Here is a 19302-nt window from a genome sequence, read left to right on the forward strand (position 1 = left end):
ACCTTGAGATACCGACTTTCGTGAGCAACGCCCGCTACCGCGCCTTCATCGCCGTCGCCCACCACGGCAGCCTCAGCGCCGCCGCCCGCGCACTGGGCGTGAGCCAGCCCACCATCTCCACCCAGATCGCCACGCTGGAGCGCCAAAGCCAGATCGAGCTGTTCCACCGCCGCGGCTACCGCATGACGCTCACGGGCGCAGGCGCCAGACTGCTGCCCATGGCGCAGAAAATCATGGCGCTGGAGGCCGAGGCCGAATTCTTCCTGCGCGACTCGGGGCAACTGCACCAGGGCGAGCTCAAGATCGGCGCCGTGGGGCCCTTCCATGTGATCGAAATGGTGGCCGCCTACCGCGCACGGCATCCGGGCATGCAGTTGTCCATCCGCATGGGCAACTCGCAGCAGGTGCTGGCCGACCTGGAACGCTACGACACCGACGTGGCCGTGCTCGCCGGCCTCTACGACCGCCCGGAGCTGCTGGCACGCGAGTACGCGCGCCACGCCATCGTGCTGTTCGCCCATGTGGCCCATCCCTTCGCGCGGCGCAGCGAAATCGCGCTGTCCGAACTGCAGGGCCAGCCTTTGCTGCTGCGCGAGCACGGCTCGACCACGCGCACCGCGCTGGAATCGGTGCTGCAGGCCGCCGGCGTGCAGCCGCGCACCGAACTGGAGATCGGCAGCCGCGAAGCCATACGCGAAGCCGTGGCGCGCGGCCTGGGACTGGGCGCCGTGTCCGAAGCCGAATTCATCCCCGACCCGCGCTTTCGCCCGCTGCGCATCGCGGGCGACCCGGCCAGCACCACCACCTATGTCTATTGCATGCGCGAGCGCAGCGACAGCCTGCTGGTGAGGTCTTTTCTGGAGGCGGTTTGAGGGCCGCGCCGGGCCACCTCGGCCCCCGCCTCAGCCCTCCACCCTGATTCCGCGCGCCTGGATCAGCCGGGCCCACTTCGCCCGTTCATCGCGCATGAAGGCGTCAAAGCGCTGCGGCGTCCCCCCTCCATCCTCTGCGCCGAACTCTTCGAGCTTGGCCACCACATCGGGCATGGCCAGGATGCGGTTGACGTCCGCATTGATGCGGGCCACCAGATCGGCGGGCATTCTTGCGGGGCCCACCAGGCCGAACCAGATGCTCGCGTTGAACCCGGAATAGCCCTGCTCCGCCACGGTGGGAATCTCCGCGAAGGCCTTGGCGCGCTTCATTCCCGTCTGAGCCACGGCATGGACTTTTCCGCCCTTGATGAAGGGCGCCGCCGTGGTCATCCCCTCGAACGCGTAGTCGATCTGGCCGCCCAGCAGATCCGTCATCACGTTCGACGCGCCCTTGTACGGGATATGGAGCGCGGACACCGCCGCAGTCTGCTCGAACAGCGCCAGCGCAAGGTGCTGGGCCGACCCCGTGCCCGAGGAGCCGAAGCTGACCTCCCCCGGCTTTTGCTTCAATGCGGCCAGCAGGCCCTGCATGGTGGCGGAAGCCTTGGGGCTGGCAACCAGGACCTGCGGGGTCTGGCCCACCAGGGCGATGGCGGAGAAGTCCCGCTCCGGCGAGAAGCCGAGCCTGGGGTTGAGCGCAGGGGCAATGCCCAGGGCATTGATGTGGCCCATCATGAGCGTCTGCCCATCGGGCGCGGCCCTGGCGGCCTCGGCAGCGGCAATCAGCCCCGCCGCCCCTGGCCGGTTCTCGACGATGACGGGAATGGCCCACAGCTGGTTGAGCCGGTTGGCGATGATCCGCGCCAGGATGTCCGTGCCGCCGCCTGCCGAGAAGCCGACGAGGATTTTGACCGGGCCCGCCGGCGGCCTGGCCTGTGCAAAGCCCGGATGGGCATGCAGGGCGGTGGCTGCGGCGGCCGAGGTCAGGAACTGTCTGCGTTGCATGGCTTGTCTCCTTGGATGATGGGCTGGCGGCGGTCTTACGCCACCGAGGTCCAGCGGCCGAACCGGGACACCTGCGCCTCGTCGAAATTGAAGCCGAGCCCCGGCGTCTGGTGCAGCACGACACGGCCCTTTTCCTGCGCCAGCTGGCGGTCCAGCAGGCGGCGGAAGTTCAGCACCTGGTCATCCCAGAAGAACTCGACATAGCGCGCATTGGGGGTCGCGGCCACCAGCGGCGCGTGCACATCGTGAAACCAGTGCGGACACATCTGCAGCCCATAGCCAGCGGCCATGGCGGCAATGCGCTTCCACTCGGTAATGCCCCCGCAGACTGCGGCGTCGGTCTGCAGGATGGATGCGGCGCCCATGTCGAGCAGATGCTTGTGGTACCAGCGGCCATAGCCGATTTCCGCGGTGGCCACGGGAATGCGGGTGAGCTTTGCCAGGCGGGCGTGGCTTTCGACATCGTCGGGGCTGAACGGCTCCTCGATGAAATAGGGGTCGTATGCCTCCATGCGGCGCAGGTACTGCATGGCCTGCACGGTGTCCACCCAGCCGTTGTTGCAGTCCAGCATGAGCTCCACGTCCGGGCCGATGGCCTCGCGCGCCGCCTTCACGCGCGACTCCTCGCCCTGGGGCGACCAGCGGCCGGTCTTCATCTTCACGGCCTGAAAGCCCAGCTCGACATAGCCGGCCATCTCCTCGCCGACATGGCCGGCGGTCTTGCCGTCCACGTAGTAGCCGCCGCTGGCATAGGCCGGCACCGTGTCCAGCTCCACCGCGCCCAGGTACTTGTGCAACGGCATCTGGGCGGTGCGGGCATTGAGATCCCACAGCGCAATGTCGAGTGCGCTCAGTGCGCGCATCACGGTGCCCATGCGGCCTTGCAGCAGCGCCTCCTGGTACATCTCCTTCCACAGCCCTTCGACGGCCAGGCAATCGCGGCCCAGCAGCACAGGACCGAGCAGTTGCTCGACCGCGACGCGGAACAGCTCGCCCGCCGCATTGCCCACATAGCAAAAGCCGATGCCTTCGACGCCGTCGCTGCTGCGGACCTTGACCAGTCCGTAGTGGCGGTCGACCACGGTGCGGTTCGACAGATAGGTGACCTTGTCCAGCGGCACGCGGGCAACGCAGACTTCAATGGATTCGATGAGGGGCATGTGCTCTCCTGACATGGTTTGGAAGCGGGAACGAGCGAACTTTGCGCTTCAGGAGATCTGCAACAAAGATGGTGTCCCATGGTTCAGATGACGCAAAATGCGTCGCATGGATTCGCGCTTTCTCCAGAGCTTCATTGCCGTCGTGGACTGCGGCTCGATGGCCGACGCCGCGCGCAGGCTGGACCTGCCGCCCACCACCGTGGCCCAGCAGATGCGTGCGCTGGAGGCCGACGTGGGCTGCGCACTGCTCACGCGGGTGGGCCGGACGGTGCGGCTCACCGTCGTTGGCGCCCGGATCGTGGAGCATGCGCGGGAGGTGCTCAAATCCGTGGAGAACCTGAGGTCGGCCGCATCGGCCACCGAGCTTCCCGCAGGCCCATTGAGGCTGGGGGCAACGCCCACGGCGCTGATGGGCCTGGTGCCCCCGCTGCTGCGCCGGTGGATGAGCGCCCATCCGGCCGTGCGCGTCTACATCGAACCCGGCACCTCCTCACTGCTGCTGGACCAGGTGCAGGCCGGCCATCTGGATGCGGCCATCCTTGTGCACCCGGCCTTCGCCATGCCCAAGACCTGCGAATGGCGGCTGATGCGCAGCGAGGCGCTGATTCTTCTCGCGCCCCGGGACATGAAGGTGCGCGATCCGCTGCTCACGGCCGCACGCGAGCCCTTCATCCAGTACGACCGCAAGGTGGTGGCAGGAAAAATGGCGGATGAATACCTGCGGGGCCACGGCATCAAGCCAAAGGTCCGCTTCGAGCTGGACGGCATCGAGCAGATCGCACAGCTGGTTGCGGAAGGCTTCGGTGTCTCCATCCTGCCGGACTGGCCCGTGCTGGGACCGCCGGATGCCAGAACGCGCCGATGGCCGCTGCCCCCTCCGAGCCCGTCCCGCGAAGTGGGCATGGTGTGGCTGCGCTCTTCGGTGCGCTCCCCTCTGGCAGCCGCCTTGTCCGAGCTGATCGACCACCACTAGCTGACCCGGCCCTGGCCGGGGCCTGTGCCGCCGGGACTCAGAACAGGCTGCGTTGCGCCAGCAGCAGCGAAGGGTGGTAGAGACTGCAATCGAGCCGCAGCGGCTCGCGGTTGAACCCGTACCGACGGCAGGCCAGCGCGAAGCGCTGGCGCAGCAGCTCGGCCCAGTGGCCCGTGCCCTTCATGCGCTGGCCGAACTCGGCGTTGTACACGCGGCCGGCCTCGCGCTGCTCGCCCTGGATGCCGTGCAGGTCGCGCACGCGCTCCATCACGCGGCGGGCGCGGTCGGGGTAGTGCACCTGCAGCCATTGCTCGAACAGCGGCGCCACTTCCCAGGGCAGGCGCAGCACGGCATAGAAGGCATGGCGCGCGCCTGCGTCGGCGGCCGCCTCCAGCACCTTCTCCAGGTCTTCGTTGATGAAGGGAATCTGCGGTGCCAGGCTCACGCCCACGGGCACGCCCGCCTCGGTCAGCGCGCGGATGCTGCGCAGCCGGCGGTGCGGCGCGGCGGCGCGCGGCTCCAGGTGGCGTGCCAGGTCAGCGTCCAGCGTGGTCAGCGTGATGTGCACCGAGGCCAGGCCCTGGCGCGCCAGCGGGGCCAGCAGGTCCAGGTCACGCTCCACCCCGCTGCCCTTGGTGACGATGGAAAACGGGTGGCGCGCCTCGGCCAGCACTTCGATCAGGCGGCGCGTCAGCCCCAGCTCGCGCTCCACGGGCTGGTAGCAGTCGGTGACCGAGCCCAGCATCACGGGCGCGGCCACATGGCTGGCGCGCGACAGCTCGGCGCGCAGCAGCTCGGGCAGGTTCTGCTTGGCGATGAGCCGGGTCTCGAAGTCCAGCCCTGGCGACCAGCCCAGGTAGCTGTGCGTGGGCCGGGCATAGCAATAGATGCAGCCGTGCTCGCACCCCCGGTAGGGATTGAGCCCCATGTGAAACGGCAGGTCGGGCGACTGGTGGCGGCTCAGCGCCGAGCGGGCCTGCTCCCAGCGCAGTTCGGTGCGCAGGGGCGCGGCTTCCTCGCCTTCGGCAGGCGCCTCAAGGCTGCCCCAGCCGTCATCGAACGCCTCGCGCGGGTCGGTGGTGAAGCGGTGGGCCAGCTGGCTGGCTGCGCCCCGGCCCTTGATGGCGTGCAGGGGAATGAAGGCCGGCTCCGGAGAGAGGTCTGGGTTGGCGCGCATGGGGTTCGCTCCCGCAACGATGAATACTGTACAAACATACAGATCATAGCTGCGCAGCAGCCCGTTATCCAGAACGATGACAATGCCCCTGATCCATGCCATCCAGACCCATGCACCACATCCGCCCTGCCATCGACAGCGACTTCCCGTCCTTGCTGGCCTGCGATCCATATGCCCGCAGCCATGCTGAACGCCAGGCCTTTCTGCGGGAGAAAACGGCCGCTGGCGCGGTATTGGTGGCCGAGTGGGATGGCTCCGTGTCGGGTTTTGCCGTGCTGGAGCCCGGATTCTTCGGCCATGGGTTCATCTCCCTCATCGCCGTGGCAGATGCAGCGCGGCGCAGCGGCGTGGCGCTGGCACTGCTGGCGGCGGCCCGGCAGCGCTGCACCACGGACAAGCTCTTTACCTCGACCAATGCATCGAACCTGGCCGCGCAGGCGCTGTTCGCCCAGGCGGGCTTTGTGCCCAGCGGGCGCGTGGACAACCTGGACCCCGGCGACCCCGAGCTGATCTTTTTCAAGGCCCTGGGCAGCACGCGCGCGCAGTAGCGCTCGCAGCAGGCCGCGTCAACCCCACGCCAATCCGCACCGCACCGTGCGGGTTCGCTTGGCAGAACCCACACGGGCCTGCACAATGGGCCTATCGCACCAACTTGGTGCTTTTCTCTTTTCTGAAGATGCCTTGGCCCGGACAACCGCGTTGCCCGGGCTTTTGTCCGTTTGGGCGCCGCTGCCCTTCACTGCAGCCACGGCGCAAGCACACAAGGGAGCCAACACCATGGAGCGCAAGCCCCACATCATTCTTTCGTCCCTGGACCTGGAGCGCATCGAGGCCCTGCTGGACAAGCAACCCGCCTTCCCCGGCCGCGAGGCGCTGGAGGCCGAGCTGGACCGCGCCGACGTGCTCGAGCCCAAGGAAATGCCGCCCAACGTGGTGACCATGAACTCCACCGTGCGCTTCACGCTGCTGGAGTCGGGCAAGTCCAATACACTGACCCTGGTCTATCCCAAGGAGATGGACGGCAGCTCCGACAAGGTGTCGGTCTTCGCACCCGTGGGCATTGCCCTGTTGGGCCTGAGCGTGGGCGACCAGTCGCGCATGGCCGGCCCCTCGGGCCAAGTCACCGTGCGCGTGGATGCCATCGAGTTCCAGCCGGAAAGCGCGGGCGAGCTGCACCGTTGAAAGCCGATCGGCGTGAAGCGAAAAAGGCAGCCAACCGGCTGCCTTTTTTGTTTGTGGACTGATGCACCGCGCCTCAGCGCAGGCCTGCCAGAAACGCCGCGATCAGGCCGGTGCCCACCAGGCCCGCCTGCCAGCGCAGCGCCATGTGCCAGCTGGGAACGTGGCGCTCCACGCGCTCGTACAGCAGATGGCCGGCCGCAATCGACAGCACAAAAGCCGTGCACATGCCCAGCAGGGCGGCGGGAATGGAATGTGGCCAGAAATGGCTTTCCACGGCATTGACCAGCAGGCAGACCGAGAAGTGCACGAGAAACACCGAGTACGAAATCTTGCCCAGCCGACGCAGCGGCGCCCAGCCTTGCGCCTGCGCAAACGCGGGGCTGCGCATGGCCACGACCAGGGCCAGCGCCGTGGTACCGGCCAGCGCGATGCGGTCGCGCCACTCCAGCGCCAATGCCGCCACGACCAGGGCCACGATCAGCAGGGACCAGCTCCAGGCCGTCGAGGACTTGTCCGCATGCGCGGCCCAGTAGGCCAGCATGCCCAGGCCGTAGGCGCCAAAGAAGTACGGCGCCCATACGTCCCATTGCGCATCCAGATTGAAGCCCAGCAGCGAAGCCGCCACGCCGATCACCACCAGCGCCTGCGCCACGCTCAGCGCCCAGGGCCAGCAGCGTGACAGGGCGTCGCCGCCAAAGCGGCGGCGCAGCAAGGCACCACTCCAGCGCGTGCCGGCCAGCAGCAGCGCAGTCAGCGCAAACAGCTGGAAGTCGATGGACACATACCAGACGCCGGCAGACAGCGACTCCTCGCCCACGATGTTCTGCAGCAGCAAGGCATGCGCCACCAGCTGCCAGAGATCGGGCTCGCCTGAGACAGAAGCATGGTCGAACCAGGGCCGCACGACCGCCGAGACGACGACGGCCACGACCAGCGCCACCGCATAGGGCACGACCAGGCGCACGAAGCGGCGCCCGATGCGGGACCACGGATCGCTGTGCTGTCCGTGGCCTTGCGGCGCCATGCTGGCTGCCGCCAGGTAGCCGCCCAGCACCAGGAAGATTTGCACGGCCATGCGCGCATATTCATAGAGCCAGTCGATGAGGTCCGGCGCGGCCGGATGGGCGATATCGGACATGGGGCCGTAGAAGGCCAGGTGGTGCCAGACGATGGCGGCACAGGCCAGGCCCTTGGTGCAGTCGATCAGCGCACTGCGGCTAGCGTGGGACATGGGGCAATCTGCAATCTGCGAACGGGTCGGTAAGCGGGAGGCGCTGGGCCCGGGCCGCCTGGCCGCAAGCCCGCAAAGGCGCCATTGTGCGCCTTTTGACCGCGTCTTGCAGAAAGCTGACGCACCGCTTTCCAAGCCGCCCAGGACATGCCGGCACGCGAAGGCACAATGCATGCCATGACGCAATCCAAACCTCTTCCGGCGTTGAACCGGCAGTTCGTCTCGCACTTCGGCGAGATGGGCAGCCGCTGGGGCATCAACCGCACGGTAGGCCAGATCTACGCTCTGCTGTTTCTTTCGCCCGAGCCGCTCAATGCCGACCAGATCGCCGAGACGCTGGAGTTCTCGCGCTCCAACGTGAGCATGGGGCTCAAGGAATTGCAGGCCTGGCGCCTGGTGCAGCTGCGCCACCAGCCCGGCGACCGGCGCGAGTATTTCGAGGCGCCGCAGGATGTCTGGGAAATCTTCCGCCGCCTGGCCGAGGAACGCCGCCGCCGCGAGATCGAGCCCACCCAGTCCATGCTGCGCGCCGCCATGCTGGAGGAAGTCACCACCGAAGAGGAACGCTACGCCCAGCAGCGCATGCGCGATATGTACGAGCTGATCGACCGGCTCATGAACTGGTTCGACGACGTGCAGCGCCTGTCGCCCGAGACCGCCATGCAGCTCATGGGCATGGGCACGGCCGTGACGCGGCTGCTGGATCTGAAGGACCGCATCACGGGCGGCAAGGGCCGCGCCAAGGCGGATGACACCGACGATTGAACCTGGCAAGCCTGCGTACAAAAATGAGCTCCCGAGGGAGCTCATTGTGTTTACAGCAATGCTTCATTAGCGGTAAGCGCGTGCAAAAACTGGCATAGCCCAAAGCGAGGGACACCGAGCAAGGGCCGCCCCCGCAGCGAGGGTGTCGTCCCCCTCCCGAAGAGAGAGGGGGAAGGCGCGAAGCGCCTCAGGGGGAGCTTTATTTCTCCCGGGCCAGGAGTTCGCGGCGCGTGGCCTCGTCGTCCATCAGTTCGTACCACATCGCGTTGAGCACCGCGAAGGCGGCCGCCAGCGGCAGGCCTAGCAACCAGGCGAAGTACCACATGGTGTTGTGTCCTTTCTTGACGTTGACTATCGTTTCTTGATTCGGTGGATCAGTACGAGTGGCCGCGGCCCTCGATGATGGCCATCGGGTCGACCTTGCCGCGCAGCACGCTGTAGACCCAGCTGGTGTAGGCCACGATGAGGGGCACGAAGATCAGCGCGCACACCAGCATGATGAACAGCGTCACATGGCTGGACGAAGAGTCCCAGACCGTGAGGCTGTGCTGCGGGTTCAGCGACGAGGGCAGGATGAACGGGAACATGGACGCCCCCACGCTGGCGATGATGCCGGCAATGCCCAGGCCGCTGGACAGCAGGGCCAGCCACTCGCGGCGCAGCCACAGGCCCAACGCCGCCAGCAGCGGCATCAGCAGGCCGATGGCCGGCACGGCCCAGAGCACGGGCCGGGCCTGGTAGTTGGCAAACCAGGCGCCCGCCTGCAGCGCAGCCGTCTTGAACAGCGGATTGGACGGTCCGGTGGTGTTGATCTCGCTGGTGATGCGGTAGCCATTGAGCGCGGCCAGCCACACGCCGGCCGCCGCGAACAGTACCGTGGTGGCGACGGCAGCCACCATGCCAAAGCGGCGCGCGCGCGCGGCCACATCGCCCTGGGTCTTGAACACCAGCCAGGACGCACCATGCATGAGCAGCATGCACAGCGAGACCAGGCCGGCCAGCAGCGCAAACGGGTTGAGCAGGCCGAAGAACGTGCCCTCGTAGTAGATGCGCATGTCGGGCGCCAGGCGGAAGGGCACGCCCTGCAGCACATTGCCCAGTGCCACGCCGAAGATCAGCGCGGGCACCACGCCGGCCATGCACAGCACGGCATCCCAGCGCGCGCGCCAGGCCGGCTCCTCGCGCTTGCTGCGGAACTTGAAGGCCACGGGCCGCAGGATCAGCGCCACCAGGGCCGCGAACATGGCCAGGTAAAAGCCTGAGAACGACACGGCATACAGCTGCGGCCAGGCCGCAAAGATGGCGCCGCCGCCCAGGATGAGCCAGACCTGGTTGCCTTCCCAGACCGGGCCCAGAGAGTTGATGACGACGCGGCGCTCCACATCGGTCCTGGCCGCCAGCGGCAGCAGCGCGGCAGCGCCCAGGTCAAAGCCATCGGTGACGGCAAAGGCGATGAGCAGCACGCCCAGCAGGCCCCACCACAGCAGGCGCAGGATGTCGTAGCTGATCAGTTCGTGAAGAATCATGGTGACAATCTCCCTTGGTCATTGCCCGCGGGCGAGTTTTTGCATCAGAGGGAAGTAGGTGGTCAGGTGCGGTGCGCTTTCCTCCTGCGGTCCCTTGCGGATGGCCTTCACCATGAGCTTCATCTCGATGACGAAGAGCACGGAGTAGATGGCGATGAAGCCTGCAATCGTCAGCAGCAGCGTGCCCGCGCCCAGGTTGGACACGGCCAGCGCCGTGGGCAGCACGCCTTCGATGATCCAGGGCTGGCGGCCCACCTCGGCCACGATCCAGCCGCACTCGGCCGCGATCCAGGGCAGGGGAATGGCGATCACGGCCAGCTTGAGCATCCACGGATGGGCGTCCAGCCTGCGCCGCACCGACAGCCAGAAGAAGGCGGCCGTGAGCGCGATGAAGAACATGCCCAACCCCACCATGATGCGGAAGGCCCAGAACAGCGGCCCCACGGCCGGCACGGTGTCCCAGGCGGCCTGGGCGATCTGCGCGTCCGTGGCCTGGCGCGGGTCGTCCACGTAGCGCTTGAGCAGCAGCGCGTAGCCCAGTTGCCCGCCCTTGTCCTCGAAGACGGCCTTGGCCTCGGCCGGCACCTGGCCCGTGGGGCCGGCGGCGCGGATGGCCTCCAGTGCGCCATAGGCCTCGATGCCGTTGCGGATGTACTGCTCGGTGCGCTGGACCAGGTCGTTGATGCCGGGGATCTCGGTGGTCAGCGAGCGCGTGCCGATCAGGCCCATGACCCAGGGAATGTGCACGGCGTAGTGCGTCTCGCGTGCGGCCTTGTCGGGGAAGCCGAAGGCGGTGAAGGCGGCCGGTGCGGGCTCGGTGTCCCACATGGCCTCGATGGCGGCCAGCTTCATCTTCTGGTGCTCCGACGACAGGTAGCCGCTTTCATCGCCCAGCACCACCACCGACAGCGCGGCGGCCAGGCCGAACGAGGTGGCCACCGTCATGGAGCGGCGCGCCAGCTGGATGTGCCGGCCCTTGAGCAGATACCAGGCCGAGACGCCCAGCACGAAGATGGCCGCCGTCACGTAGCCGGCCGAGACCGTGTGCACGAACTTGGCCTGGGCCACGGGGTTGGTGAGCACGGCAAAGAAGTCGGTGACCTCCATGCGCATGGTCTGCGGGTTGAACGCCGCGCCCACGGGGTTTTGCATCCAGCCGTTGGCGATCAGAATCCACAGCGCCGAGAAGTTCGAGCCCAGGGCCACGCACCAGGTGGTCACCAGATGGCCGACCTTGCTCAGGCGATCCCAGCCGAAGAAGAACAGGCCCACGAAGGTGGCCTCGAGGAAGAAGGCCATCAGCCCCTCGATGGCCAGCGGCGCGCCGAAGATGTCGCCCACGTAGTGGCTGTAGTAGCTCCAGTTCATGCCGAACTGGAACTCCATCACGATGCCCGTGGCCACGCCCATGGCGAAGTTGATGCCGAACAACGTGCCCCAGAACTTCGTCATGTCGCGCCAGATGGTGCGGCCCGTCATCACGTAGACGGTCTCCATGATGGCGATGATCACGGCCAGGCCGATGGTCAGCGGCACGAACAGGAAGTGGTAGAGCGCCGTTACCGCGAACTGCAGCCGCGATAGATCGACGATGTCGAGGTCCATGGTGAGATCCTTTCTCTCGGGGGTACTTGGTGAAATCCTTGATCAGCCGTCCTGCCGCAGGCGCGCCAGGGCCGCCTCGAACGGCGGTGTGCCGCGCAGCGCCTCGGACACCACGCGGCCCTGCTCCACCCACAGCAGCCGGTCGGCCAGTTGCGCCTCCCGCTGCTTGTGGGTGGCCAGCACCAGGGTGCGGCCCCGGGCTGCACTGTCCAGCCGCACCAGCAGGTCGGCGGCCGTGCGTGCATCCAGGCCCTCGGTCACTTCGTCCAGCAGCCAGCAGCGCGCGGGGCTCAGCAGCAGCCGCGCCAGCGCCAGGCGCCGTGCCTGGCCGCCGGACAGGCCCAGCCCGCCCTCGCCCAGCCGCGTGTCCAGGCCCTGCGCCATGGCCCGCACATCGCCGGCCAGCCCGGCGACTTCCAGCGCCGCCCACAGCGTGTCCTCGGCGGCCTCGGGGCAGGCCAGCAAAAGGTTGTCGCGCAGGCTGTCCTCGAACAGTTCGGTGCGCTGCGTCATCCAGGTGCAGCGCCGGGCACGCACGGCGCCGGCCAACGGCTGGAGCTCGCCGGCCATCAGGGACAGCAGCGTGGTCTTGCCCGCGCCGCTGGCGCCCAGCAGGGCGACACGTTCGCCTTCGGCGATACGGATGTCCTGGGCCAGCACGGCGGCACGGGGTGCCACGACCTGCTCCAGCTCAACCGCCAAGCCCTGCCTGGGCGCCGCCGGTTCGCAGGCGCCTTGCGCAGCGCCATCGCGCAGGGCGGGCGCCAGCCGGCGCGCGGCCAGCCAGCTGCGGCCGGCCTCCAGCGCGCCACGGCGCAATGCGGCAAAGGGCTCCATGGCCGTCAGCGCCAGCAGCAGGGCCAGCGCGGCCACGGGGGCACCCAGCAGGCCGGCCTCGGCCAGCCAGCCCACGCCCAGCAGCACACCGGCCAGGGCCAGGGCGCCGCACAGGCCTTGCACGAAGGAGGTTCGGGCCTCCAGGCCGTGGAGCTCGGCGTCGGCCTCGGCCACGCGGGCGTCCAGGGCGGCAATGCGTTCGCAATGCGCGGCCAGGGTGCCGGCCATGGCCAGCTCCGCCTGCCCGGCTACCAGGTCGGCCGTGCGGGCGCGCAGGGACTCCAGCGCCAGCGCGCGGCGCACGGCGGGCCGGCGCGCACTGCGCGCCAGCCACAGGGCGCTGCCCAGGCCCGTGGCCAGCAGCCACGCAACCAAGGCCATGCCCAGCCACCAGCGCATCAGGCCCAGCGCCAGGGCGGCCATCAGCGTGGCACCCGTGGCGGCCAGCAAGGGCACGAACAGGCGCAGGTACAGGCTGTCCAGCGCGTCCACGTCGGCCGTCAGCCGCTGCAGCAGGCGCACGGGCCGCAGGCGCAGGCTCAGGGCGGCGGCGGGCGTGGCCCAGTTGCGCAGCAGCCGCTCGCGCAGGGCGGCCAGCACGGCCAGGGTGGCGTCATGGGTGACCAGCCGTTCGGCATAGCGCGTGCCCGTGCGGCCCAGGGCCAGCAGGCGGATGCCGGCCGAAGGCATGAACACATCGAAGACGATGGCCGTGGCCGGCAGCAGCCCGGCCAGCGCCGTGGCCGTGATGAACCAGCCCGACAGGCCCAGCAGCGCCATGCCCATGAGCACCGTGAGCAGGGCCAGCAGCGCGCCGCCCAGCCACAGGCGCCGGGGCGCCATGCGCGCCAGGGCGGCCAGCACGGGCCGGAGGGTGGAGCGGGGCTTCATGCGGCCAGCTCCTGTGGGGCGGCATGGCCCGCCAGCTCCACCACGCGGTGCATGGCGGCGGCCAGTTCGGCATCGTGGGTGGCGACGATCAGCGTGCGACCGCGTGCCAGCTGCAGCAGGGCATCGGTGACCTGGGCGGCCGTGGCCGGGTCCAGGTGGGCCGTGGGTTCATCGACCAGCAGCAGGCCTGCATCGCGCGACAAGGCCAGGCGCGCCAGTGCCAGGCGCACGATTTCGCCGCCCGACAGGCCGGCTCCGCCCTCGCCCAGCGTGGCGCCGGCCCGGGTCTCGGCCAGCTTGCCCAGCCCGGCCAGCCGCAGGGCCTGGCGCAGTTCGCCGAAGGTGAATCCCGGGCGGCCCAGCCGGAGGTTTTCGGCCACCGAGCCCGCGAACACATGCGGGCTCTGCCCCATCCAGGCCATGCGCGCGCGCAGCCGGCCGGCCGATTCACCGTCGAGCAGCTGGCCATCGATATGGATGCGCCCAGGCTCGGCCACCGGCAGCAGGCCGGCAATCTGCGCCAGCAGCAGCGACTTGCCGCTGCCGCTGGGGCTCCACAGCGCCACATGCTCGCCAGGCCGCACGTCCACCGTGAGCGCCGGCAGCGTGACCGCGCCGCCTGGTGCCTGGGGCCGCACCTGCTCCAGGTGCAGGGCGCAGGCCTGGCCGGCCGCCCTGCCGGGCGCAGCCAGTGCGCCGGGCAGCGGCTGCGCATCGCGGCCCAGCTCGCCCAGGGCCTGCAGGGCGGCCTCGCCGCTGGCACGGTCGTGCCAGACGGCAGACAGCTCACGCAGGGGATCGAAGAAGCTGGGCGCCAGCAGCAGCACGAACAGCGCCTGGCCCAGGCTCAGTGTCTGGCCCCAGCTGCCAAAGGGCAGATGGCCCAGCAGGTGAAAGCCCACGTAGACGGCCACCATGGCCACGCCCAGGGCCGAGAACAGCTCCAGCACCGCAGAGGACAGAAAGGCGATGCGCAGCACGCGCATGCTGCGTTCGCGCAGGGATTCGGCATTGGCGCGCAGCCGCTGCGCCGTGGCATCCACCGCGCCCAGGGCGCGCAGGGTGGACAGGCCGCGCAGGCGGTCGAGCAGGAAGGCGTTCATGCCGCCCAGCTCCACCATCTGCGCCTGGCTGGCCGCCTTGGCGCGCCAGCCGACGATGGCCATGAACAGCGGGATCAGCGGTGCGGCCACCACCAGGATCAGCGCCACCACCCAGCTCTGGCTGGCCACGGCCAGCGCAATCACCAGCGGCACGGTGCGCACGCGCCACATGGCGGTCTGGTAGCGCGACAGCCAGGGCACGATGGCCTCGGCCTGCTCGGCCATGGCGCTGGCCGCCTGGCCCGAGGCCGCGCGCTGGCGGTCCAGCGGCGAGGTGCCCGCCAGCGTGCGCAGCACCTGCATTCGCAGCGCGCTCACCAGGCTGCGCGCCTGCAGATTGGCGCGGCGCGTGCCGCTGGCATCGCACCAGGCGCGCAACCCGCCCAGCAGTGCCACGCCGGCCGCAAGCTGCCACAGTGGCCACAGCGGCTCCCTGCCTGCGCCATCGGCCATGGACTGCGCGGCCAGCGCCAGCAGCGCCGCCTGCGGCAGCCACAGCAGCGAGGCCAGCACCAGGCGCCCCGTACCCGCCATCGGACGACGCGCCAGCTGGTGGAACTCAGGCAATGACGGGGTACAAGGTTTGTTCATTTATTCTGTAATTTCAGTATTTACTGAAATTACGCAAAGAATTCTAAACAAACTTGCTCCAGGCAAGTCGCTCGTAGGGGGAAGCCGAGTGAAGCAGTCAAGCGTGCGCAAGGGGTTTTGCGCAAACAACTTCGAGAACCGGACCCGCACAGCGTGGGTAATACCCAAAGAAAACGGCGCCCGAAGGCGCCGTCTGGCAGGGTAGGAGAAGAGCCCGTCCTGGGCTCCCCGACCTTAGGGGGTGGACAGCAGGCGGTCGCGCGCCTGGTTGTATTCGCGCTTGAGACGCTCCACCAGCTCGCCCGCACCCGTGACTTCGCGGATGGCGCCAATGCCCTGGCCGCAGCCCCAGATGTCCTTCCAGGCCTTCTTGGCGTCGCCGCCGAAGTTCATCTTGCTGGGGTCCGACTCGGGCAGGTTGTCGGGGTCCAGGCCTGCCGCACGGATGGACGGCGCCAGGTAGTTGCCGTGCACGCCCGTGAACAGGTTGCTGTAGACGATGTCGTCGGAGGTGCCGTCCACGATGGCCTGCTTGTAGGCGTCGTGCGCACGCGCCTCATGCGTGGCAATGAAGGCCGAGCCGATATAGGCGAAGTCCGCTCCCATGGCCTGGGCCGCGAGGATGGCACCGCCCGAGGCGATGGAGCCCGACAGCGCCACGGGGCCGTCGAACCATTCGCGGATTTCCTGGATCAGCGCGAACGGGCTCTTGACGCCCGCATGGCCGCCCGCGCCCGCCGCCACGGCGATCAGGCCGTCGGCCCCCTTTTCGATGGCCTTGTGCGCGAACTTGTTGTTGATGATGTCGTGCAGCACCACGCCGCCCCAGCTGTGCACGGCCTGGTTCACGTCCTCGCGCGCACCCAGGCTGGTGATGACGATGGGCACCTTGTACTTGGCGCACATCTGCATGTCGTGCTCGAGCCGGTCATTGCTCTTGTGCACGATCTGGTTGATGGCGAACGGCGCCGAGGGCCGGTCCGGATGGGCCTTGTCCCAGGCGGCCAGGGTCTCGGTGATCTCGGCCAGCCAGTCTTCGAGCTGCTCGGCCGGGCGCGCGTTGAGCGCGGGCATAGAACCCACGATGCCGGCCTGGCACTGGGCGATCACGAGCTTGGGGTTGCTGATGATGAACAGCGGCGAGCCGATCACTGGCAGGGCCAGTTTCTTCAGCGCCGGGGGAAGCTTGGACATGCGTTGTCTCCGTTGGTTCTCGGTGTCTCTGTCTGCGTTGTGCCGTGCGCAAGCGCCGGGTCAGAAGGCGTCCATGGGCAGCGCCATCACGCTGTCGCCGCCGTGCACGATGGCATCGCGCAGGCCCGCCGCCTTGACGAGGATGTGCTCGGCATAAAAGCGTGCCGTCGCAATCTTCGCGCGCATGAAGGCCGCGTCCTGTCCCTTGTGCAACAGTTGCTCGGCCACCAGCAGGGCGCGGCCCATCTGCCAGCCTGCGACGAGGTTGCCCGCCAGCATCAGGTAGGGAACGCTGCCGGCGTACACGGCATTGGGCTCGGCCTTGGCCTGGCCCGAGACAAAGTGCACCGCCTCCACGAAGGCCTGGCGCGCAGCGGCCAGCTGGCGGGCCACGGCCAGTGCCTCGGGCGTGCCGCTGGCGGCCAGTTCGGCCTCGGTCTTCTCGATCTGGCCCGCAATGGCCAGCGCGGTCTGGCCGCCATCGCGCGCCGTCTTGCGGCCCACCAGGTCATTGGCCTGGATGGCGGTCGTGCCTTCGTAGATGGTCAGGATCTTGGCGTCGCGGTAGTACTGGGCGGCGCCCGTCTCCTCGATGAAGCCCATGCCGCCGTGCACCTGCACGCCCAGGCTGGTGACTTCCAGGCTCATCTCGGTGCTGTAGCCCTTGACCAGGGGCACCATGAATTCATAGAAGGCCGCATTGGCCTCGCGCACCTGGGCGTCGGCATGGTGATGGGATGCGTCGTAGGCCGCGGCGGCCGTGGCCGCCATGGCGCGGCAGCCCTCGGTGTAGGCACGCATGGTCATGAGCATGCGGCGCACATCGGGGTGGTGGATGATGGTGGCGCTGGCCTTGACGCTGCCGTCCACGGGACGGCTTTGCACGCGCTCGCGGGCATAGGCCACGGCGTGCTGGTAGGCGCGCTCGGCCACGGCAATGCCCTGCACGCCCACGGCGTAGCGGGCCGCGTTCATCATGATGAACATGTATTCGAGGCCGCGGTTCTCCTCGCCCACCAGGTAACCGATGGCCCCGCCGTTGTCGCCGTACTGCAGCACGGCCGTGGGCGAGGCCTTGATCCCCATCTTGTGCTCGATGCTCACGCAGTGCACATCGTTGCGCGCGCCCAGCGAGCCATCCTTGTTGACCAGGAACTTGGGCACCACGAACAGGCTGATGCCCTTGACGCCCTCGGGCGCCCCGGCCACGCGGGCCAGCACCAGATGGACGATGTTCTCGGCCATGTCGTGCTCGCCATAGGTGATGAAGATCTTTGTGCCGAAGACCTTGTAGCTGCCGTCGGGCTGCGGATCGGCCTTGGTGCGCACCAGGGCCAGGTCGGAGCCGGCCTGGGGCTCGGTCAGGTTCATGGTGCCGGTCCACTCGCCGGTCACCAGCTTCTCGAGATAGGTGGCCTTGAGCTCATCGCTGCCCGCCGTCAGCAGGGCCTCGATGGCGCCGTCGGTCAGCAGCGGGCACAAAGCAAAGCTCAGGTTGGCGCTGTTGAGCATTTCCACACAGGCCGCGCCAATCGTCTTGGGCAGGCCCTGGCCGCCAAAATCCTGCGGATGCTGCAGCCCCTGCCAGCCGCCTTCGGCGTACTGGCGAAAGGCCTGCTTGAAGCCCGCCGTGGTGGTGACCACGCCGTCCTTGAGGCTGGAAGGCGCCACGTCGCCCGGCAGGTTCAGAGGTGCCACCACGCCTTCGCACAGCTTGGCGCATTCCTCCAGCACGGCCTGGGCCGTCTCCAGGCCAGCCTCCTCGAAACCGGGCAACTGCGCCACCTGGTCGATCTGCGCCAGATGCTCCATGGCGAACAGCATGTCTTTGAGGGGAGCCGAGTAAGTCATTGTTGAACCTTCCTGAACAGAGCCTGGACCGCCGGCGCGCAGCGCGCGGCGACCTGGGACAGCGGGCGCGCCGCCACGGCACTACTGCATTGCTGCGTTATTGCGTGACGCGGCCCGATGCGTTGACGATGGACAAATCCACGAATTTCGAGCCCGCCTGCGAGCCCGGACGATAGGTAACCCAGTAGCCGCCCAGATCGAAGGCGTCCAGGCCGCGCAGCGAAGCGGCCAGCTTGTCGCGCGTCAGCGGCTGGGTGCGGCGCATGGCCTCCACGATGACGCGGGCGTTCACATAGCCTTCCATCATGGCGTAGCTGACCGGCACGGTCAGCGACTTGCCTGCGGCGGTGGCCGCGTCCCTGAACTCCTTGTTCAGGCGCATGGTCACCTTGTAGGGACTGGGCACGACCTGGGCAATGGACAGGCCGCTCATGAACTCCACGGGCAGGCGCTTGGCCAGTTGCTCGATATCGGCTTCGGACGTCGCGTAGATCTGGGCCGTGCCACCCGCCATGCGGTACGCCTCGACAAAGGCCGAGGTCACGGGGCTGGAGGCCACCACCATCACGGCCTGCGCCGAAGGCTGGGCCTTTTGCAACTGGGACACGGCCTTGTCCATGGCACCCTTGCCCGTGCTCAGCGAGGCGCTGACCACCAGCTTGGCCTTGGAAGGCGCAATCGCCTTGTCCACGAGTTCCGCCACGGCCTTGGCATCCGGGCGTTCGTCATGCAGCAGGGCCAGGCGCGTGATGCCCACGGTGGCCAGGTGCGATGCGATCTTGGCCATTTCCTCGGGCAGGTTGGCGCGCGTGCTGAAGATCTGGGGATTGCTCAGCACCCGCGTGTCCGTGCTCTGGTAGCCCACGAGGGAGATCTGCGACTGGTCGAGCAGCTTGCTGTCCAGCAGCGCCGCCATGTTGCGGTTGCCGAAGTAGCCGGCCAGCACCACGGGTTTGGACTCGTCCAGCAGCTTGCGGGTCTTGTCCACGGTTTCCTCGGGGTGGCCCACATCGTCCACGGTGACCAGTTGCACGGGCTGACCCTGCACGCCGCCGGCCTTGTTGATCTGGTCGAAGTACAGGCGCATGCCCTGGGCATAGGCACGGCCCTGCGTCGCACCGGCTCCCGACATGGGTGCCACCTGCCCCACCACCCAGGCATTGGCCTCGGCGGCCAGCGCCATGGCGCCACAGACAAAGGCCACGGCCGTGCGGGCCAGGCGCAAGCGCATCATCTTCATTTCAATCTCCCTCTCGGTTCATGCCATCGCCAGCACCGGCTGGCGGCCAAGTCCGTTGTTGTAGTCGGTGGTGCGCGCCGTGACCAGCGGACCATCCCG

Annotated in this window: 17 protein-coding genes; 5 read left to right on the forward strand and 12 right to left on the reverse strand. The window is 68.2% G+C overall.

The features are described from left to right. The first annotated feature begins 20 nt into the window (after positions 1-20). The gene (locus tag DA1_RS04630) at positions 21-872 is read left to right on the forward strand and encodes a LysR substrate-binding domain-containing protein (protein ID WP_013803446.1); all 852 of its coding nucleotides are present in this window, start codon (positions 21-23) and stop codon (positions 870-872) included. A gap of 30 nt (positions 873-902) precedes the next feature. Here the strand turns inward: DA1_RS04630 and DA1_RS04635 are convergent, their stop codons facing one another. Together DA1_RS04635 and DA1_RS04640 are read right to left on the reverse strand one after the other, a co-directional pair. Then, the gene (locus DA1_RS04635) at positions 903-1877 is read right to left on the reverse strand and encodes a Bug family tripartite tricarboxylate transporter substrate binding protein (protein WP_034391482.1); all 975 of its coding nucleotides are present in this window, start codon (positions 1875-1877) and stop codon (positions 903-905) included. Between the two features lie 35 nt (positions 1878-1912). After that, on the reverse strand, positions 1913-3037 hold the full coding sequence (locus DA1_RS04640) for a mandelate racemase/muconate lactonizing enzyme family protein (RefSeq protein WP_034391480.1): 1125 nt from the start codon (positions 3035-3037) through the stop codon (positions 1913-1915). 106 nt (positions 3038-3143) lie between these two features. Here DA1_RS04640 and DA1_RS04645 point away from each other — a divergent pair, with 106 nt between their 5' ends. After that, positions 3144-4010 carry a LysR family transcriptional regulator gene (locus tag DA1_RS04645; RefSeq protein ID WP_034391479.1) on the forward strand — a complete coding sequence of 289 codons (867 nt, stop codon included), beginning with the start codon at positions 3144-3146 and terminating at the stop codon, positions 4008-4010. Between the two features lie 37 nt (positions 4011-4047). Here the strand turns inward: DA1_RS04645 and DA1_RS04650 are convergent, their stop codons facing one another. Then, positions 4048-5187, reverse strand: a complete 1140-nt coding sequence (locus DA1_RS04650; protein WP_034391478.1) for a PA0069 family radical SAM protein — start codon at positions 5185-5187, stop codon at positions 4048-4050. Positions 5188-5282: 95 nt separating this feature from the next. On the opposite strand from DA1_RS04650, the gene DA1_RS04655 reads away from it, so the two are divergent. Beyond that, complete coding sequence (locus DA1_RS04655; RefSeq protein WP_034391476.1) at positions 5283-5735, forward strand: GNAT family N-acetyltransferase; 453 nt, start codon at positions 5283-5285, stop codon at positions 5733-5735. A gap of 229 nt (positions 5736-5964) precedes the next feature. Beyond that, positions 5965-6369 (forward strand): nucleoside diphosphate kinase regulator, encoded by a 405-nt coding sequence (rnk, locus tag DA1_RS04660; protein WP_012204322.1) that lies wholly within the window; start codon positions 5965-5967, stop codon positions 6367-6369. Between the two features lie 73 nt (positions 6370-6442). On the opposite strand, the gene DA1_RS04665 is transcribed toward rnk, so the two are convergent. Then, complete coding sequence (locus DA1_RS04665; RefSeq protein WP_034391475.1) at positions 6443-7600, reverse strand: acyltransferase family protein; 1158 nt, start codon at positions 7598-7600, stop codon at positions 6443-6445. A 168-nt stretch (positions 7601-7768) separates the two neighbouring features. Here DA1_RS04665 and DA1_RS04670 point away from each other — a divergent pair, with 168 nt between their 5' ends. After that, on the forward strand, positions 7769-8365 hold the full coding sequence (locus tag DA1_RS04670) for a GbsR/MarR family transcriptional regulator (RefSeq protein WP_012204320.1): 597 nt from the start codon (positions 7769-7771) through the stop codon (positions 8363-8365). Positions 8366-8564: 199 nt separating this feature from the next. Here DA1_RS04670 and cydX read toward each other — a convergent pair whose 3' ends face one another. The 8 genes from cydX to DA1_RS04710 form a co-directional block, all read right to left on the reverse strand. Beyond that, positions 8565-8690 (reverse strand): cytochrome bd-I oxidase subunit CydX, encoded by a 126-nt coding sequence (cydX, locus tag DA1_RS04675; protein WP_012204319.1) that lies wholly within the window; start codon positions 8688-8690, stop codon positions 8565-8567. Positions 8691-8739: 49 nt separating this feature from the next. Further along, entirely contained in the window at positions 8740-9891 is a 1152-nt protein-coding gene (cydB, locus tag DA1_RS04680) for a cytochrome d ubiquinol oxidase subunit II (protein WP_034391474.1), read from the reverse strand. An 18-nt stretch (positions 9892-9909) separates the two neighbouring features. After that, positions 9910-11496, reverse strand: coding sequence for a cytochrome ubiquinol oxidase subunit I (locus tag DA1_RS04685; protein ID WP_034391473.1), 1587 nt, complete (start codon positions 11494-11496; stop codon positions 9910-9912). Between the two features lie 42 nt (positions 11497-11538). After that, positions 11539-13224, reverse strand: a complete 1686-nt coding sequence (locus tag DA1_RS04690; protein WP_034391471.1) for an amino acid ABC transporter ATP-binding/permease protein — start codon at positions 13222-13224, stop codon at positions 11539-11541. Continuing rightward, a complete protein-coding gene (gene cydD, locus DA1_RS04695; RefSeq protein ID WP_034391470.1) occupies positions 13221-14861 on the reverse strand; it encodes a thiol reductant ABC exporter subunit CydD in 1641 nt (546 codons plus the stop codon). Before cydD ends, DA1_RS04690 begins: the two co-directional genes overlap by 4 nt. A gap of 291 nt (positions 14862-15152) precedes the next feature. Then, complete coding sequence (locus DA1_RS04700) at positions 15153-16112, reverse strand: NAD(P)H-dependent flavin oxidoreductase (protein ID WP_012204314.1); 960 nt, start codon at positions 16110-16112, stop codon at positions 15153-15155. A gap of 60 nt (positions 16113-16172) precedes the next feature. Then, complete coding sequence (locus DA1_RS04705; RefSeq protein ID WP_034391468.1) at positions 16173-17963, reverse strand: acyl-CoA dehydrogenase; 1791 nt, start codon at positions 17961-17963, stop codon at positions 16173-16175. A 97-nt stretch (positions 17964-18060) separates the two neighbouring features. Further along, positions 18061-19203 (reverse strand): ABC transporter substrate-binding protein, encoded by a 1143-nt coding sequence (locus DA1_RS04710; protein ID WP_013803458.1) that lies wholly within the window; start codon positions 19201-19203, stop codon positions 18061-18063. Positions 19204-19302: the final 99 nt, after the last annotated feature.

This window comes from Delftia acidovorans NBRC 14950 (genome assembly GCF_001598795.1).
GTDB classification, from domain to species: Bacteria; Pseudomonadota; Gammaproteobacteria; order Burkholderiales; family Burkholderiaceae_C; genus Comamonas; species Comamonas acidovorans.

Coding starts and splice junctions, on each gene's coding strand:
- DA1_RS04635 (WP_034391482.1), bottom strand. CDS start 1,877: ATGCAACGCAGACAGTTCCTGACCTCGGCCGCCGCAGCCACCGCCCTG.
- DA1_RS04640 (WP_034391480.1), bottom strand. CDS start 3,037: ATGCCCCTCATCGAATCCATTGAAGTCTGCGTTGCCCGCGTGCCGCTG.
- DA1_RS04645 (WP_034391479.1), top strand. CDS start 3,144: ATGGATTCGCGCTTTCTCCAGAGCTTCATTGCCGTCGTGGACTGCGGC.
- DA1_RS04650 (WP_034391478.1), bottom strand. CDS start 5,187: ATGCGCGCCAACCCAGACCTCTCTCCGGAGCCGGCCTTCATTCCCCTG.
- DA1_RS04655 (WP_034391476.1), top strand. CDS start 5,283: ATGCCATCCAGACCCATGCACCACATCCGCCCTGCCATCGACAGCGAC.
- rnk (WP_012204322.1), top strand. CDS start 5,965: ATGGAGCGCAAGCCCCACATCATTCTTTCGTCCCTGGACCTGGAGCGC.
- DA1_RS04665 (WP_034391475.1), bottom strand. CDS start 7,600: ATGTCCCACGCTAGCCGCAGTGCGCTGATCGACTGCACCAAGGGCCTG.
- DA1_RS04670 (WP_012204320.1), top strand. CDS start 7,769: ATGCATGCCATGACGCAATCCAAACCTCTTCCGGCGTTGAACCGGCAG.
- cydX (WP_012204319.1), bottom strand. CDS start 8,690: ATGTGGTACTTCGCCTGGTTGCTAGGCCTGCCGCTGGCGGCCGCCTTC.
- cydB (WP_034391474.1), bottom strand. CDS start 9,891: ATGATTCTTCACGAACTGATCAGCTACGACATCCTGCGCCTGCTGTGG.
- DA1_RS04685 (WP_034391473.1), bottom strand. CDS start 11,496: ATGGACCTCGACATCGTCGATCTATCGCGGCTGCAGTTCGCGGTAACG.
- DA1_RS04690 (WP_034391471.1), bottom strand. CDS start 13,224: ATGAAGCCCCGCTCCACCCTCCGGCCCGTGCTGGCCGCCCTGGCGCGC.
- cydD (WP_034391470.1), bottom strand. CDS start 14,861: ATGGCGGGTACGGGGCGCCTGGTGCTGGCCTCGCTGCTGTGGCTGCCG.
- DA1_RS04700 (WP_012204314.1), bottom strand. CDS start 16,112: ATGTCCAAGCTTCCCCCGGCGCTGAAGAAACTGGCCCTGCCAGTGATC.
- DA1_RS04705 (WP_034391468.1), bottom strand. CDS start 17,963: ATGACTTACTCGGCTCCCCTCAAAGACATGCTGTTCGCCATGGAGCAT.
- DA1_RS04710 (WP_013803458.1), bottom strand. CDS start 19,203: ATGAAGATGATGCGCTTGCGCCTGGCCCGCACGGCCGTGGCCTTTGTC.